Annotated in this window: 12 protein-coding genes; all 12 read right to left on the bottom strand. The window is 44.3% G+C overall.

Annotated features, from left to right (window positions below; translation table 11 throughout):
* Window positions 1-2 precede the first annotated feature (2 nt).
* The 12 genes from ACP6KB_RS07450 to rfbB all read right to left on the bottom strand — a co-directional run bounded on the left by ACP6KB_RS07450 (window position 3) and on the right by rfbB (window position 13,759).
* Window positions 3-1,133, bottom strand: a complete 1,131-nt coding sequence (locus tag ACP6KB_RS07450) for a glycosyltransferase family 4 protein (protein ID WP_442112996.1) — start codon at window positions 1,131-1,133, stop codon at window positions 3-5.
* Window positions 1,134-2,351: 1,218 nt separating this feature from the next.
* On the bottom strand, window positions 2,352-3,497 hold the full coding sequence (locus ACP6KB_RS07445) for a glycosyltransferase family 4 protein (protein WP_442114272.1): 1,146 nt from the start codon (window positions 3,495-3,497) through the stop codon (window positions 2,352-2,354).
* The gene (gene asnB, locus ACP6KB_RS07440) at window positions 3,494-5,377 is read right to left on the bottom strand and encodes an asparagine synthase (glutamine-hydrolyzing) (protein ID WP_442112994.1); all 1,884 of its coding nucleotides are present in this window, start codon (window positions 5,375-5,377) and stop codon (window positions 3,494-3,496) included. Before asnB ends, ACP6KB_RS07445 begins: the two co-directional genes overlap by 4 nt.
* Complete coding sequence (gene wzy / locus ACP6KB_RS07435) at window positions 5,377-6,555, bottom strand: oligosaccharide repeat unit polymerase (RefSeq protein ID WP_442112992.1); 1,179 nt, start codon at window positions 6,553-6,555, stop codon at window positions 5,377-5,379. The genes asnB and wzy overlap by 1 nt, the downstream gene beginning before the upstream one ends.
* A 31-nt stretch (window positions 6,556-6,586) precedes the next feature.
* Window positions 6,587-7,108, bottom strand: coding sequence for a serine O-acetyltransferase (locus ACP6KB_RS07430; protein ID WP_442112990.1), 522 nt, complete (start codon window positions 7,106-7,108; stop codon window positions 6,587-6,589).
* Entirely contained in the window at window positions 7,108-8,001 is an 894-nt protein-coding gene (locus ACP6KB_RS07425; RefSeq protein ID WP_442112988.1) for a glycosyltransferase family 2 protein, read from the bottom strand. The genes ACP6KB_RS07430 and ACP6KB_RS07425 overlap by 1 nt, the downstream gene beginning before the upstream one ends.
* A complete protein-coding gene (locus ACP6KB_RS07420) occupies window positions 8,001-9,506 on the bottom strand; it encodes a lipopolysaccharide biosynthesis protein (protein ID WP_442112986.1) in 1,506 nt (501 codons plus the stop codon). Before ACP6KB_RS07420 ends, ACP6KB_RS07425 begins: the two co-directional genes overlap by 1 nt.
* 47 nt (window positions 9,507-9,553) lie before the next feature.
* Window positions 9,554-9,961: a GNAT family N-acetyltransferase gene (locus ACP6KB_RS07415; protein WP_442112984.1), complete on the bottom strand. Its 408-nt coding sequence runs from the start codon at window positions 9,959-9,961 to the stop codon at window positions 9,554-9,556.
* Between the two features lie 33 nt (window positions 9,962-9,994).
* On the bottom strand, window positions 9,995-10,684 hold the full coding sequence (locus ACP6KB_RS07410) for a WbqC family protein (RefSeq protein WP_442112982.1): 690 nt from the start codon (window positions 10,682-10,684) through the stop codon (window positions 9,995-9,997).
* An 8-nt stretch (window positions 10,685-10,692) separates the two neighbouring features.
* The gene (locus ACP6KB_RS07405) at window positions 10,693-11,802 is read right to left on the bottom strand and encodes a DegT/DnrJ/EryC1/StrS family aminotransferase (RefSeq protein WP_442112980.1); all 1,110 of its coding nucleotides are present in this window, start codon (window positions 11,800-11,802) and stop codon (window positions 10,693-10,695) included.
* Window positions 11,799-12,671 carry a glucose-1-phosphate thymidylyltransferase RfbA gene (rfbA, locus tag ACP6KB_RS07400; protein WP_442112978.1) on the bottom strand — a complete coding sequence of 291 codons (873 nt, stop codon included), beginning with the start codon at window positions 12,669-12,671 and terminating at the stop codon, window positions 11,799-11,801. The genes ACP6KB_RS07405 and rfbA overlap by 4 nt, the downstream gene beginning before the upstream one ends.
* Window positions 12,668-13,759 carry a dTDP-glucose 4,6-dehydratase gene (gene rfbB / locus ACP6KB_RS07395; RefSeq protein ID WP_442112976.1) on the bottom strand — a complete coding sequence of 364 codons (1,092 nt, stop codon included), beginning with the start codon at window positions 13,757-13,759 and terminating at the stop codon, window positions 12,668-12,670. The genes rfbA and rfbB overlap by 4 nt, the downstream gene beginning before the upstream one ends.
* Window positions 13,760-13,785 lie beyond the last annotated feature (26 nt).

Genomic DNA, 13,785 nt, shown 5'->3' with positions numbered 1-13,785 from the left:
TTTTAAATATTGCGCTCCAGCAGCCTATAAGTTTCCAAATGCTTCGAAACTACACTTTCGATAGCAAATGCGCGCTCAGCCAGAGCACGTCCAGCGAGCCCCATTTCCCGGCGGAGCTCTGGATTCTCAAGCAAGCGTTGGATCGCCTCAGCCAACGCAGATGCATTTCGAACAGGAACCAGCAACCCTGACACATCAGGATCAATAGCATCTCTACAGCCCGGAACATCTGTAGTAACCACCGCACGTCCACAAGCCGCCGCTTCTATTAAAACTTTCGGTAACCCTTCCCGATAAGAGGGAAGTACCACAACATGTGAATTTTTCAAAACTTCCGCCATGTTACTACAGTAGCCAAGGGACTGGACCACACCTTCATTCAGCCAGCTGTCAACATTCTCTGCAGAAATACTAGTTGGATTACCTCGATCAATATTACCAACTAATTGAAAACGTGCATTCAAACCTCTCGACTTAAGAATTCGTACCGCCTCCACAAATTCAATAACACCCTTATCACGTAAAAGACGGGCAGCAAAAGTAACGACCGGTACACCGTCGACCTCAGGAGACATACTATATTGCAAAAGGCTCACACCGGAGCCGCGAATGATCATACTCTTTTGGAGGGTAATTGCTCCTATATCCATTAATGCTTTCTGATCATCTGGATTCTGAAAAACAGCTAAAAGATTCCGCTTACCCAATGCAAGCCGGTACATGATGCTTATTATTCCCCGCACCAAGTTTGCCTTAACTCCCCGAGCCATAAATATAAAACCAAGCCCAGGAACTGCTGCCAGCACACCTTTTACTGGTGACAATCGCGCTGCGATGCCACCGTATAGAACAGGCTTTATAGTTACCAAATGAAGAACTTCGGGGCGAAGACTCCAGCAAAGCGAACAAATTGAAAGTAAAGCTTTCAACTCACCGAAAGGATTAGTACCACTCCGCGAGAAGAACAGTTCGTGATGACTGAAACCCAGGCTTTTTATTTCCTTAACAGACGGCCCCTCTGGAGTGGCAATATGAACCTCGTACCCTTCTTCTCGTGCTGCCAGAGCGATAGGTAGACGATGCGAAAGGAAATATTTGGCATCATTCCCAATTATCAGTAGAACTGGTTTCATGTTAATCCTGTCAGTGCTTGATCCAATTTGATTCTTGTCCTGGAAAATTCCACTACACGGACTCAATTCAGACCCAATTGCGTGCAAATTTCATTAGAGAAAAACAAGCTATTTCTGCGCCCCAATCTCAAGGTGTTTGCATTTATGGGACGCCATCTCTCACCGTAAAAATACTTCCGACTTCCACAGTGGCGATAAATTCAAAAACTGCCAACAGCCTCCCATAAAAAACCAAATCCTGTCACTCTACTAGGCTAACAAGAATTTATGAGGGAAGCACCGCTACAATCGCAGCCATTGTAACCAACGCTCGACTCCAGCTGTATGCGAGCAACAACCAATCTCCTTATTTTAACCGGATGGCGCAGCGCTGGAGTTGCCAGCACAAAGACTGAGCCTTCTCCTGACCATGCTCAATGGCTCCCCGGTGTAGGCTTACCTAAGCTAGGTTAACATCCCTAAGCTACGTTCGAAATCCCGACAATCCAACACAAACCATTAAAGAACCGAATATTTGTGAGATCTCAAACCAACGGAGATTGTAAAAAGGTTAGCCGTCCCAAAGCTGCACAAGCACCCAGCTCAACAGAGCATCAAAGAGTTTAGGCTTTAGCTATACGAAATTTATAGGGTGGTCTGTAGAGGCAGAGCTAACAATTTGAACAACAAGCTCTGCATTAAATATTGTATTTAAAATACATAAGGAACGACCGCGAACCAAAATACAACAAAACTATCAGCCACGCATTTTAACACCGCCCCAAGACACCAACTGCACAAGCCGAGAATACTGCAAGAGATAGAACAGTCAAAATAACAACAACGAACAACCTAATCCTGCCAACAAATAAACGAGCCACTCGGCAGCAATAAAACGTACGCAACTTTAAGTTCAGCAAAGAAAATATGGCGAACACTTAGCACCCTAATAATAGCTAAACCAGGCCATACTCCCTCACTCAACGAAAGATTGAAGCGATCCTACAGCGAAGCTGTTCACAGCAAGTCTATTACATTAAAAAATTTTAGCCTCTGAAAAACCTAAAAATTTCTCGCGCGACCAAAAAAACATGAACCGCTAAATAGCCAGTTACAAAAACTCTAGGAATACTTTAGAAAAGTAACGAACATCGAATTTTACTCATAAACATATACAACCCCAAAACCATAATAATCTTTATACTAATTTCACTCCATTGCGTTGGCCTTCTTAAATACCTATTTACCATGAGCTTCAATTAGTGAGTCGTACAGGTCTCGGAAGCGTAGAGAAGCGCGCTCCAGTGAGAACTCATTGAAAATTCGAGCCTTGCTCTGATTCGCAAGTAGTTCGCGGCGCTCTTGAGGAAGCTGGATCATATTCTCTAGGCCATTGGCAAGTGAATCAGCATCCTGTGGTGGTACAACAATACCATTTCCGCCAAGCAGCAGAGCAGCATCACCAACATCTGTGGCGACACAAGGCACTCCAACAGCCATCGCTTCGCCCAATACATTGGGAAAGCCTTCTGTCTTTGAGTGAAGGCAAAAGATATCCATCGATATTAAACAAGCGGGTACGTCTTGCCGCTCACCCAATAATATATAGCGATCAGGATAACCTGTAGCTTCAATTAGGTTTGTCAGCACCTGATTAGAACTTTCAAGCCCCCTTCCCACCATCATGAAACGCAATGACGGGTAACGCTTTGCAAGAATTCCTGTGGCCTCCACGAAATTCGCTTGATCTTTTACAGGGTTGAAACGTCCAAGACTGCCAATGACAATCTGCTCATTGGTAATGGAACAACTTTTGCGTATTGCATCACGTTGTGTATTAGTTGCGACGAGACGGCTGAGATCGAAACCATTGGGGATGACCTCCATACGGCTGCTGTCATAACCGATTTTAACGTGAGCATTCCTTGAAGCTTCCGCAGCACAAACGATCTTGGACGGCAGCAATCTTGAAAGGAAAGCGCATAATTTACGAATTAACCGTGTTGAACGCTTTCCACCCTTGCTTAGATCGGTAGTCCGCACCCCCCAGATTACATTTCGCACTCCAGCAGCACGCGCGGCTAAGCCACCCAACAAATCAGCATGATACATCCAGGTCTGCACAATATCTGGCTGTAATTGGCGAATTTTTCCGTACAAGCTGCACAAGGCTTTAGGAGCGCCCAATAGATTGCGCATTTCTAAGCTGCTGACAAGAACTCCTTGCGCCTGCAACTGTGGACCAATTATCCCGATATCGGTAAGCGAAATAACCGAATGTTCGTACTCTGGCCAATTGAGCTGGGATTCAATCAAGCGCTTGAGCATTAGCTCGGCGCCTCCCACATTAAGGCCCACAATCACATGCAAAACCTTCAAAGTCATTGCTCCTGCAACCAGGCCTGGAACATCAAGATACTCCATAGCTGTCTGGATCGATCAACCCTTCCAGTCAAGTGTTGCTGCCAAAGCTGTCTGATGGGTTGCGGATGAAAGTAACCTTGTTGAGCTAGCACTACAGGATCAAGGAGCGACTCCGCCCATTCACGTAGCGGACCTCTTAACCATGCTCCAAGAGGAATTGAAAATCCTTTTTTGGGACGCTCAATCAATTCTTTCGGCACGTGCCGATAGAGCAACTCACGCAAGATCCACTTACCCTTTCCATCTCGAATTTTCAAATCTAATGGCAGCTTCCAAGCAAACTCAACCACTCGGTGATCTAGTAATGGCACACGTGTTTCTAGGCTATTCGCCATTGCGGCTCGATCAACCTTAACAAGTATGTCATCCACCATATAAGTCTGGGCATCAACAGCCATCATCCAGCTTTCAAAACTATCTGTCGCTGGCCAAAGTTCAGCAGCATCAAAGAATGTATCTGGAACCTCTCCATTGATTACAACACCTTCTGTTTTCTTCCAGTGGCTCAAAAGTTTCTGATAAAAAACTTCTCGCGTAGGAGAGTCAACGATCTCAGAAAGGACTTGAAACTTCCCTGGCAAATTAACCTGCCCACCCAAACGATATGCTAATTTTCGCAAGGCATAGGGAACTCTCGACAGGTGTCTCCAAACTTTAGGTGCGAACAAATAAGGATTGTAGCCACCAAAAAGCTCATCACCGGCATCCCCGCTTAATGCCACGGTTACATGTTGTCTGGCCATCTGACTAACAAGGAATGTCGGAATCTGCGAACTATCCGCAAATGGTTCGCAATAAATATCAGCCAACTTTGGAATGACTGCCATAGCTTCAGCGGAGCCGACATAAAGTTCGGTATGTTCTGTATGCAAATGTTGTGCGACCGCTAACGCGTGCTCAGCCTCATTAAAACCTTCCTCACGGAAACCAATTGTAAAGGTTTTAATTGGACGCTCGCTTTGCTTCTGCATAAGTGAAACAATCAAACTGCTATCAACGCCACCACTAAGAAATGCACCCAATGGAACATCAGCCAGCATTTGCTCGGAAATGCTTTTACTCAATATACCTTCGAGCGTTTGAACCGCATCTTCATCAGTACCAATAAAGGGTGTACGTAACCCAGACTCAACTACAGCGTTCATATCCCAGTAAGCATGAGTCTCAGCTTTGCGGCCTTCCTCTCCGCAAGGAATAGAAACGAAATGGCCGGGCAGTAATTTTTTGATCCCTTTATAGATGCTGTAGGGGGCAGGGATATAATTATGTCGAAGGAGCAAAGACAGTGCTCCCCGGTCCACGCTGGCAGAAAATGATGGATGTGCTTTCAGTGCTTTGAGTTCAGAACCGAATACCAACGTTTTTCCTTGCCACCCCCAATAGAGAGGTTTTTCGCCCAAACGGTCGCGAGCAAGGATGAGGGTACGATCCTGGCGATCCCATAAAGCAAAAGCAAACATCCCTACAGCACTTTTTAACGTCCGCTCTACTCCCCAATTTACAAAACAGGACAGTAGCGTTTCGGTATCCGAGTGACCACGCCAACTAAAGTGCTGCCCATGCCTCTGCAACTCTTTTCGCAACTCTAAATGGTTGTAGATCTCTCCGTTAAACACTAGGACATACCGTCCGCATGCAGAGAGCATCGGTTGTGCTCCGGCTGAAGACAAGTCAACAATCGCCAATCGACGATGAGACAAGCCGATACCCTGATTTATATCAAACCATTCGCCGCCATCATCTGGACCACGACGGTATATAGCGTCCCCCATCCTCCGCAGAACTTCAGCCGGATCGTACGAGATAGGTGAAGACTGAAAATACCCAGAAAATCCACACATCAGAAATTATTCCTATGCCCTGCATGACCACTAAACAGTCTGACACGAACAAAAAACAGAAAAATTATAGCAAAAAATACCATGTTGAAAAATGCTCCTATCCAACCATGGTATAGATAAACTAGAGAAAAGCAGGAGATTAGCAGCACAACTCTCCCCCCTCCATATTGTCTTACGAAACCGAATGAAACCAATAACAGCGCTGATAAGTAAACAAAAAGACCTACGCCATACATACCAAGCAAACCAAACCAACCGGCGATACCAGGGTTAGTATTCCAACTTACATCAGGCAATCCAAACAAATCGCCAACCATATATGAATTTAATTTTATATATTCAATACCAAGAATCTTGTAAAAAAACATCTGCGGAAGTCCATCTGCCCAATAAGGGATAAAGCTCCCCTTGAGATATGAATACTGCAATCGCTCAGAGTTCTCCAGGATCAATGCCACATGCCCTACATGTTGAAATCTATTCAACAAATAACGCAATGCTGCCTCATAACTCTCGGAGTCTGGACTTGGCAGACTGGAAAAAAAATCGACAACAGACATGCCTGTTCGCATTGCCCATTTAGCTTCAATAATGACTGGAATAGATGCGAAAAATAATACACTTGCAAATGCGCCTCCAAAAAAAACTCTCAAGGAAACCCGCATCGGATGCATTCTGCACATTAGCAAAATAATAACAACGAATACACCCCCCATCCAGCCGCGCAAAAACATCGAAATTAAAAATATTAAACAGTTTACCCAGAATAGCTTATTTGAGATTAGGCAAACACCGATCAGTAGAAATAATAAGTCAGGCTGCAGCAATATGAAAATATAGTTAACAAGTCCGCCTTTTGACTCCACGCCAGCCACGTTGACCCCGGCGGAAATATTAAATATCAAAAAAGCGACCTGAACGACAGCTAGAAAAAAACCATAACCATTTTTTAGAAAAAAATCCCCCTTGTGACATCCGTTAAAAAAAACCCTATAGAACAAATAGAGAAACAACAAACTCGACATTTGCAAAATGAAAGCATAAACCAGCGATTCTGACTCCAGTTCAAAAAAATAACCCTCTAATACCATACCTCCATCATTGACGGCAAAAACCATTGACACTAGATTTGCTAGAAAATACAAAGAAAACAAGCAAAAAAACGGCGAAATTGTCAATTTCTGATCCCTCGGCTACCTCATAAAATCACTATTTCAGGATGACTTTGGCCGGAACCCCTGCAACGACAACATTAGAAGGAACATCTTTTGTCACGACGCTATTTGCTCCAACTCTCACATTATCACCAATTACAAGCCCACCGAGAATTTTAGCGCCAGTACCCACGACAACCCCACTTCCAATAAGAGGCTGCTGATTAATATCCGACTCAGTATCTTTATTCCCAAATGTAACACCATTTAAAATCTTACAATTCTCACCAATTACGACACTACTACCTATCACGATATCATGCGGATGCATAATAATAAGGCCAGGCCCAATTTTAGAGCGGAGAGATATATCACTTGCATACACCACCCTTATAAAGTACTCAATCATCACTCGAAACAACAAACCTATCAGCGGAACCTTAGATAGAACCACCCCCATGCGATAGACAGCAACAAGATGAAAGCTATGGCTTATCAGGCATGTTTTAATCATACTGGCCATACCCCCACCACCAGCAAAACGCTTCAAATCCCTAGAAATATTATCAAACATCATTACTTCCTAACCTTCAGCTTGCTAATGAACCGTAAAGACTTAACAAAGTTAAATACTGATAATGGATGAAAGGTCTTAAAGTACGCTTTGAGGAACATCGGCCAGGTACTTCTCCTGTTTTTCATATCAGCTACTAGGTAGGTTAACGCAGCGGTATTGACCTGCAGCCTGTATTCAGGATATTTTTTCGAGAAAAATATAAAACACTTGTACAGAATTTCCCGCGTTTTAGAACCAACTGAAGAAATACCTATACCTGAACGATAGACCCCTAAAGGCTCCGTGCATGCGAACCCAGCATAACCATCGCCTACTTGCTCAACATTTGCATAATAATCTACAGCATCAAAACCCGGATCTTCGAAGTCTCGGACAGACTTTCTATACATCTTTGAACTATTTGCACCCACTGCGATAAACTGAATAATTTCTGATCGCCCATAGCTTCCCGTGTAAATACTATCTAAACCTTCGGAGTCACTCTCCTTACGTAAAGTCCCATCGGGAAGCTCTACCAGCATACGATGCCATACAATATTAAACTGTGAGTTTTCATCTAAAAAGTCGGCCTGCTTCTGAAGCTTATTTGGCAGAAAGTAATCATCACCATCCACATGTGCGATATACTGCCCCGTTGCTTGCTGGTGAACAAAATGATAGTTATCACTCACCCCCTTATTAGTTTCATGCAAAAACACCCTGAACAACTCAGGATATTTTAGCTGAAACTCTCTAACGATGTCCGGGGTGCTGTCACTGGAAGCGTCATCGCTCACAAGGATCTCGTAATCAAAATTTACTTCTTGATCGACGAGACTTTGCAAGCATTGCCCTATGTACTGCGCTTGATTGTAAGTCATCACGCACACGGAAACTTTTTTTATTCCAGGCATTAGAGCCATCTCCTTAACCGATTGCGAAGCATTTCGCGATAGCAATCAGAACAAACGACTGCGGCTAACAGAGCAGCAGTACTGACGCCAGCAATAAACATCAATGTCTGCCAGCGCTCTTGAAAACTGACATTAATCCATATCAATGGGGAAAGTATTAGTATCGGCCCGACAACTATTCCTAAGCAGTCTTTAAAAAGCCATTGTAAATGCAATCCCGGCTCTAATTTTTGGTGCACATACCCGACCCAAAAAAGCAAAAAAAACAAATTCAAACCAAGCCAAGTATACCCTGCACCAACGGCGCCAAAATTATTAACCGCCAATACAATAATTGGAATCAGCAAAGAAACCATCAAGCCGCTACCAATCAGGTGATACTTGAGGTTTCCCCTTGCATATTGGAGATAATAGGGAAACGCACCAAGTGTTAAAATACCATTACCAATTGCATAAAGCCTAAGTATCGGAGCCGTGCTTTCAGAGAGCTTCTGATCTGCTGTCCATACAAATAAAAGCGGCTCAGCGCAGTATGCAATTGTGACAGATGCGGCACCGGCTAATACCGCCACCAGTTGGGTAGATTTTCGGTAAAGATTTATCAAATCAGTATTCGAACCCTCTGCATGCATCCTCGCCATCCGTGGTAGCAATGCATTGCTGATAGGTCCACTTATAATCATGATTCCTCCAGCCACCAAAACAGCTAGTGAAAAATAGCCGTACTCTGCTAGAGGCAAAATACCAGATAGAATAAGTTTATCTGTCTGTGTCACCAGTATCCAAACTGAAGAGGTAAATGCAATACTTAATGAGAACTTTAGCACTGGTAGAATAGGACGGAAACTCCAGCCTACCGGATGACTGTGCTGATCAAGAGCAGGTAGTAAATACCGACTCATTACAAACAATCCAGCCAACTCAAAAACTGCCACAATCAATTGATGATAGAAAAAAACCTTAGGTGTAAAACCGAAAACTGACATAGTCCCAAAAACTGCGACAAATCTAAAGGTCGCTATGACTATATTGAAATTGCTGAGCCAAACCAGGCGTTCAGAACCACTGATCACCCCTCTATAAATCCCCCCCAACCACTTCAGTGCTATACAAAATATCATTATATGCACAGCCTGAACCACATCCTCTACTTCCAGTGATCCAACATGCAGCCACTTGCTGGCAATAGTATGAGAAAGCATCCATAAAATCCCACCGCCAATTACAGCCATGGAAACAAACAAAACATTCAAAGCTCGAAGCAATTGACGAAATGCCAAAGCGGTTGTTACCCCCCCTCGCAACCTCGCCGTTTCGCGTCCGATCGTCGGTGTCAACCCCAGGTCTAGTAACGCGAACCAGGCTTGTAGCATCGTAAAAAAGCCCACGAGACCGTAAGCCTCTGCCCCCATATACTTAATATAAAGAGGTAGAACTACAATGCCAATAACAGCTACATACAGCTGACTTATGTAATTGGCGAGAATATTCTTTTTCAAAGACACAGCCAGACGCCTTAATTTATTAACCAGCCAAACCCAACAGACGCTACCTAGAGCAAGAACATCATCTTCCTTTGATCACTATCGGTATCGACAAAAGTGAACCCATGCTTTGAATATAGGGCAATCGCTGGGTAATTATCTCTCCTAACCTCTAGCTCGCACTTGGAAAACCCTCTTGCACGAGCAAGCGAAATAACTCCATCTAAAAGAGCACCTGCAACTTTTTTACCTCTAAACTCTTGAGCTGTTAACACCATGGTAATAAAACAAACGCCCGCATCCGGCTGATTGCAATAAAACGCAACAAACCCCGCAGTCTCCCCTGAAATTCTATGAACTAGGAATTCTGCATTGGACTCAATCTTTTGAAAGTACTGCTCAAGCGACACCCCTTGAATCAATCGATCGCTTTGGCGCGCCTGCTCTGACTCGATCATTGCAAACAAATCTTCCATTACCACCTCCAGCCCAATAGAGTTAAATTCAGATCATGACTTAATCAAAAGCCTCCCACATTCATCAAAGTCATTAAACATCATCATATCTATAACAGAAAGACCTGGTACAAACGCTTCCTGAAATTGCGTGTACACTGGCAAATCAGAGGAGCAGAATTCCAAGCGGATACCATTATCAGAAAACTGACGCTCATCATAAAGGCTTCTCCCACCAGGAAGATTCATATATTCATTAGCGCCTTCTTTTCGACATATATCGAGTATGCGCTCAGCCCCTTTAAGGTCTGCGTTGGCATAGACTGCTGATGTTTTCACAAACTCAACGCCTAAGCCCAAGCGCTCACAAGACTTTTCAATACTAACCCTGGCTAAATCTGCAATGCTTTCCGCATCACACGAAAACACATCACGCATCAAGTCAAATACATCTGCAAAATTTGGCGCTTTCGCGTATGACTGGCGAACGCTTTCAAGGATCTTCCTTTCCCACAAAGTCCGATCCTGGACGGCAATCTGATTGATCTTTAAGTTCTGACTAGCCTTTAACAATGGAACAGTAAAATAGCGAATTTCCCCAGAGAGAATTAACCTATTCCGATTAATCCAACCTCTGTTGATATAGTTGACATCATCAAAAAATACAAACCTATCCACCTGCGCAAGCAGCTTAAAATATCCTGCATAGGGAAACAAATAGGGCTGCATAACTGCTAATTTCATAATTCAAGTCAACCCGCAGTGATAATTTCAATTATTTCGTTAAAGTCCCTTTCATTCAAATCAGGATAAATGGGCAAACAAATCACTTCTTGGGCCACCCTGCTTGCTACTGGTAGATTCTTAGACTCTGCGGATTTCATTCCGCGATACATCGGAAACTCACTTATCAAAGGATAAAAATACCGGCGAGCATAGATATTGTTAAACTTTAGCTTCTCATATAGCTCATCTCTAGTCAGGGAGTACCCGGGCTCAACCAATATCGGGAAATACGAATAATTACTTACAACCCCGTCTAATTGATCAACCAAGCGAATACCTTTTACGGCACTGAGCTTTTCTCTATAAAGCCGATCAATTTCTCTGCGGCGCGCGATCACATGATCGATATGTTGTAGTTGCAACAACCCAAAAGCCGCATTAACCTCACTCATCTTACCGTTGATACCAGGAGCAACAACAGTCACCTCATCCACAAACCCGAAGTTCTTTAGCTGATCAATCCGCTTCTTCGTTTTTGCATCAGGACAAATAATTGCCCCCCCCTCAAAAGTATTAAAAACTTTTGTGGCATGAAAGCTCAGAACCGCTAGATCACCATGACGAAGGACACTTCCACCTGAATCCCTCACGCCAAACGCATGAGCGGCATCATAAATAATACGCAAATGGTAGTTATCTGCTATTTGCTGCAATGCGTGTACATCACAAGGATTCCCATAGCAATGTACCGGCATGATCGCAGTAGTCTGAGGTGTGATTGCTGCCTCTACTTTTTCCGGGTCTAAGTTCAAGGTTTTCGGATCAATGTCTACAAAAACTGGCTTAATGCCATTCCACAACAAAGAATGCGCAGTAGCAACGAAGGAGTAAGGTGTAGTAATCACCTCCCCTGTAACTCTTAGCGCTTGTAAGGCAGTCAGGAGCGCAATAGTGCCATTATTGAACAAAGCGACGTGTTCAACGCCAAGGTAATCACAGAGTGCTTTCTCCAGTTTCTGGTGCATCGGCCCTCCATTTGTAAGCGTCTTTGTATCCCAAATCTTCTCCAGATAGGGAATAAACTCTTCCAATGGCGGTAGGTATGGCTGCGTTACGAAAACCGGCTTGTCACTCATGTCAACTCCTCAGTCAGCGACAACAGGTACTGACCATAACTATTTTTGCTAAGTGATGCCCCTACACGTCGAAGGTCATCTGCTTGTAACCAACCATTGTTAAAAGCAATTTCTTCCAAGCAAGCAACTTTATAACCTTGACGCTTTTCAATAGTTTCAACAAAGTGACCCGCTTCCAGCAGACTTTCGTGCGTCCCTGTATCCAACCAAGCGAAACCACGGCCAAGTAACTCCACATTAAGAGTTCCTCGTTCGAGATAAGCCTGATTGATGCTGGTAATTTCCAGTTCGCCTCGAGCGGAAGGGCGGACATTTTTTGCAATTCTTATTACATCGTTGTCGTAAAAGTAGAGTCCTGTTACAGCAAAATGTGATTTCGGTTTTAACGGCTTTTCCTCAATGGATACAACCCGTTTCTGCGCGTCAAATTCAACCACTCCAAAACGCTCTGGGTCTTTTACTTGATAGCCAAATACAGTCGCGCCAGTAAGGCGCTGAGCGGCTTGACGCAACATAGGCGTGAAACCTTGACCGTAGAAAATATTATCCCCTAGGACCAGACATACCGCGTCCTGACCAATAAACTCCTCACCTATTATAAAGGCTTGGGCAAGTCCGTCCGGGCTTGGTTGCAATGCGTAACTCAGACGGATTCCGAAATCGCTACCGTCGCCCAGTAGACGCTTGTAGCCGCTCATGTCTTCGGGGGTACTAATCAGCAAAATATCTCGAATACCCGCCAACATTAGTACAGACAAAGGATAGTAAATCATCGGTTTGTCATAGATTGGCAAAAGCTGTTTCGATACCCCTTTGGTGATAGGGTATAAACGAGTGCCAGAGCCTCCGGCTAATACAATACCTTTCATACTACTGCTCCTTGAGCCTGTGCACCAAGACGCTCTCGCTGATAGCTGCCATCCTGAACACGCCCACACCAAGTCAAATTGTCCAGGTACCACTGGACAGTCTTGCGGATGCCTGACTCGAAAGTTTCCTCAGGCACCCACCCCAACGCACTTTCAACCTTACTTGCATCGATGGCGTAACGTAGATCATGACCTGGGCGGTCCTCCACGTAGGTTATTAATGCTGAGTAGCTCGTCAGGTGCTTAGTTGAGGGGTTTTGTGCTGTTGGGCACATCTCATCCAAGAGATCGCATAGGGTATAAACTACATCGATATTACGCCGCTCGTTGTGGCCGCCGATATTATACGTTTCACCAATTTCACCACGGCTCAGCACTGCATATAAAGCACGCGCATGATCTTCGACGAACAGCCAGTCGCGCACCTGATCTCCTTTGCCATATACAGGTAACGGCTTACCCTCAAGTGCGTTAAGGATCATCAGCGGGATAAGTTTTTCTGGAAAATGGTAAGGGCCGTAGTTATTAGAGCAGTTAGTAATAAGTATTGGCAAACCGTACGTACGACGCCAAGCACGGACGAGGTGATCGGAACTAGCCTTACTTGCTGAGTATGGTGAACTCGGGGCATAAGGAGTTGATTCTGTGAAGAACTCATCAGGCTTCTCCAGGTCACCGTACACTTCATCGGTCGATATGTGATGAAAACGAAAGTGTGTCTTGCGCTCTTCATCCAAATTCTGCCAGTACGCTCGTACCGCCTCAAGGAGAGTGTAGGTGCCAACAATATTCGTCTCTATAAAGGCAGCTGGGCCATCGATTGAGCGATCAACATGAGATTCAGCGGCGAGGTGCATCACCGCATCAGGTTGATGACATTGAAGAACTCTATCCAGCTCAGAACGGTTACATATATCTACCCGTTCGAAGCAATAGCGTTCGCTATCAGCCACGTCGACTAATGACTCAAGATTGCCTGCATAGGTCAGCTTATCGAGATTTATTACGCTCTCAGTGGTATTGCATATGATATGACGGATCACCGCTGATCCGATAAAACCTGCGCCACCAGTGACAAGTATTTTCATGTGTTAAAGATAATCCAGACTTTACT

The sequence above is a fragment of the Pseudomonas sp. NUPR-001 genome (assembly GCF_052147955.1).
GTDB lineage: Bacteria > Pseudomonadota > Gammaproteobacteria > Pseudomonadales > Pseudomonadaceae > Aquipseudomonas.
This window is presented reverse-complemented; position numbering and strand designations above follow the sequence as displayed.

What these genes read in the sequence shown, in the direction of transcription:
- ACP6KB_RS07445 (WP_442114272.1), bottom strand. Translation starts at nt 3,497, where the DNA reads ATGACTTTGAAGGTTTTGCATGTGATTGTGGGCCTTAATGTGGGAGGC.
- ACP6KB_RS07405 (WP_442112980.1), bottom strand. Translation starts at nt 11,802, where the DNA reads ATGAGTGACAAGCCGGTTTTCGTAACGCAGCCATACCTACCGCCATTG.
- ACP6KB_RS07430 (WP_442112990.1), bottom strand. Translation starts at nt 7,108, where the DNA reads ATGATGTTTGATAATATTTCTAGGGATTTGAAGCGTTTTGCTGGTGGT.
- ACP6KB_RS07425 (WP_442112988.1), bottom strand. Translation starts at nt 8,001, where the DNA reads ATGCCTGGAATAAAAAAAGTTTCCGTGTGCGTGATGACTTACAATCAA.
- asnB (WP_442112994.1), bottom strand. Translation starts at nt 5,377, where the DNA reads ATGTGTGGATTTTCTGGGTATTTTCAGTCTTCACCTATCTCGTACGAT.
- rfbA (WP_442112978.1), bottom strand. Translation starts at nt 12,671, where the DNA reads ATGAAAGGTATTGTATTAGCCGGAGGCTCTGGCACTCGTTTATACCCT.
- ACP6KB_RS07450 (WP_442112996.1), bottom strand. Translation starts at nt 1,133, where the DNA reads ATGAAACCAGTTCTACTGATAATTGGGAATGATGCCAAATATTTCCTT.
- ACP6KB_RS07415 (WP_442112984.1), bottom strand. Translation starts at nt 9,961, where the DNA reads ATGGAAGATTTGTTTGCAATGATCGAGTCAGAGCAGGCGCGCCAAAGC.
- ACP6KB_RS07410 (WP_442112982.1), bottom strand. Translation starts at nt 10,684, where the DNA reads ATGAAATTAGCAGTTATGCAGCCCTATTTGTTTCCCTATGCAGGATAT.
- rfbB (WP_442112976.1), bottom strand. Translation starts at nt 13,759, where the DNA reads ATGAAAATACTTGTCACTGGTGGCGCAGGTTTTATCGGATCAGCGGTG.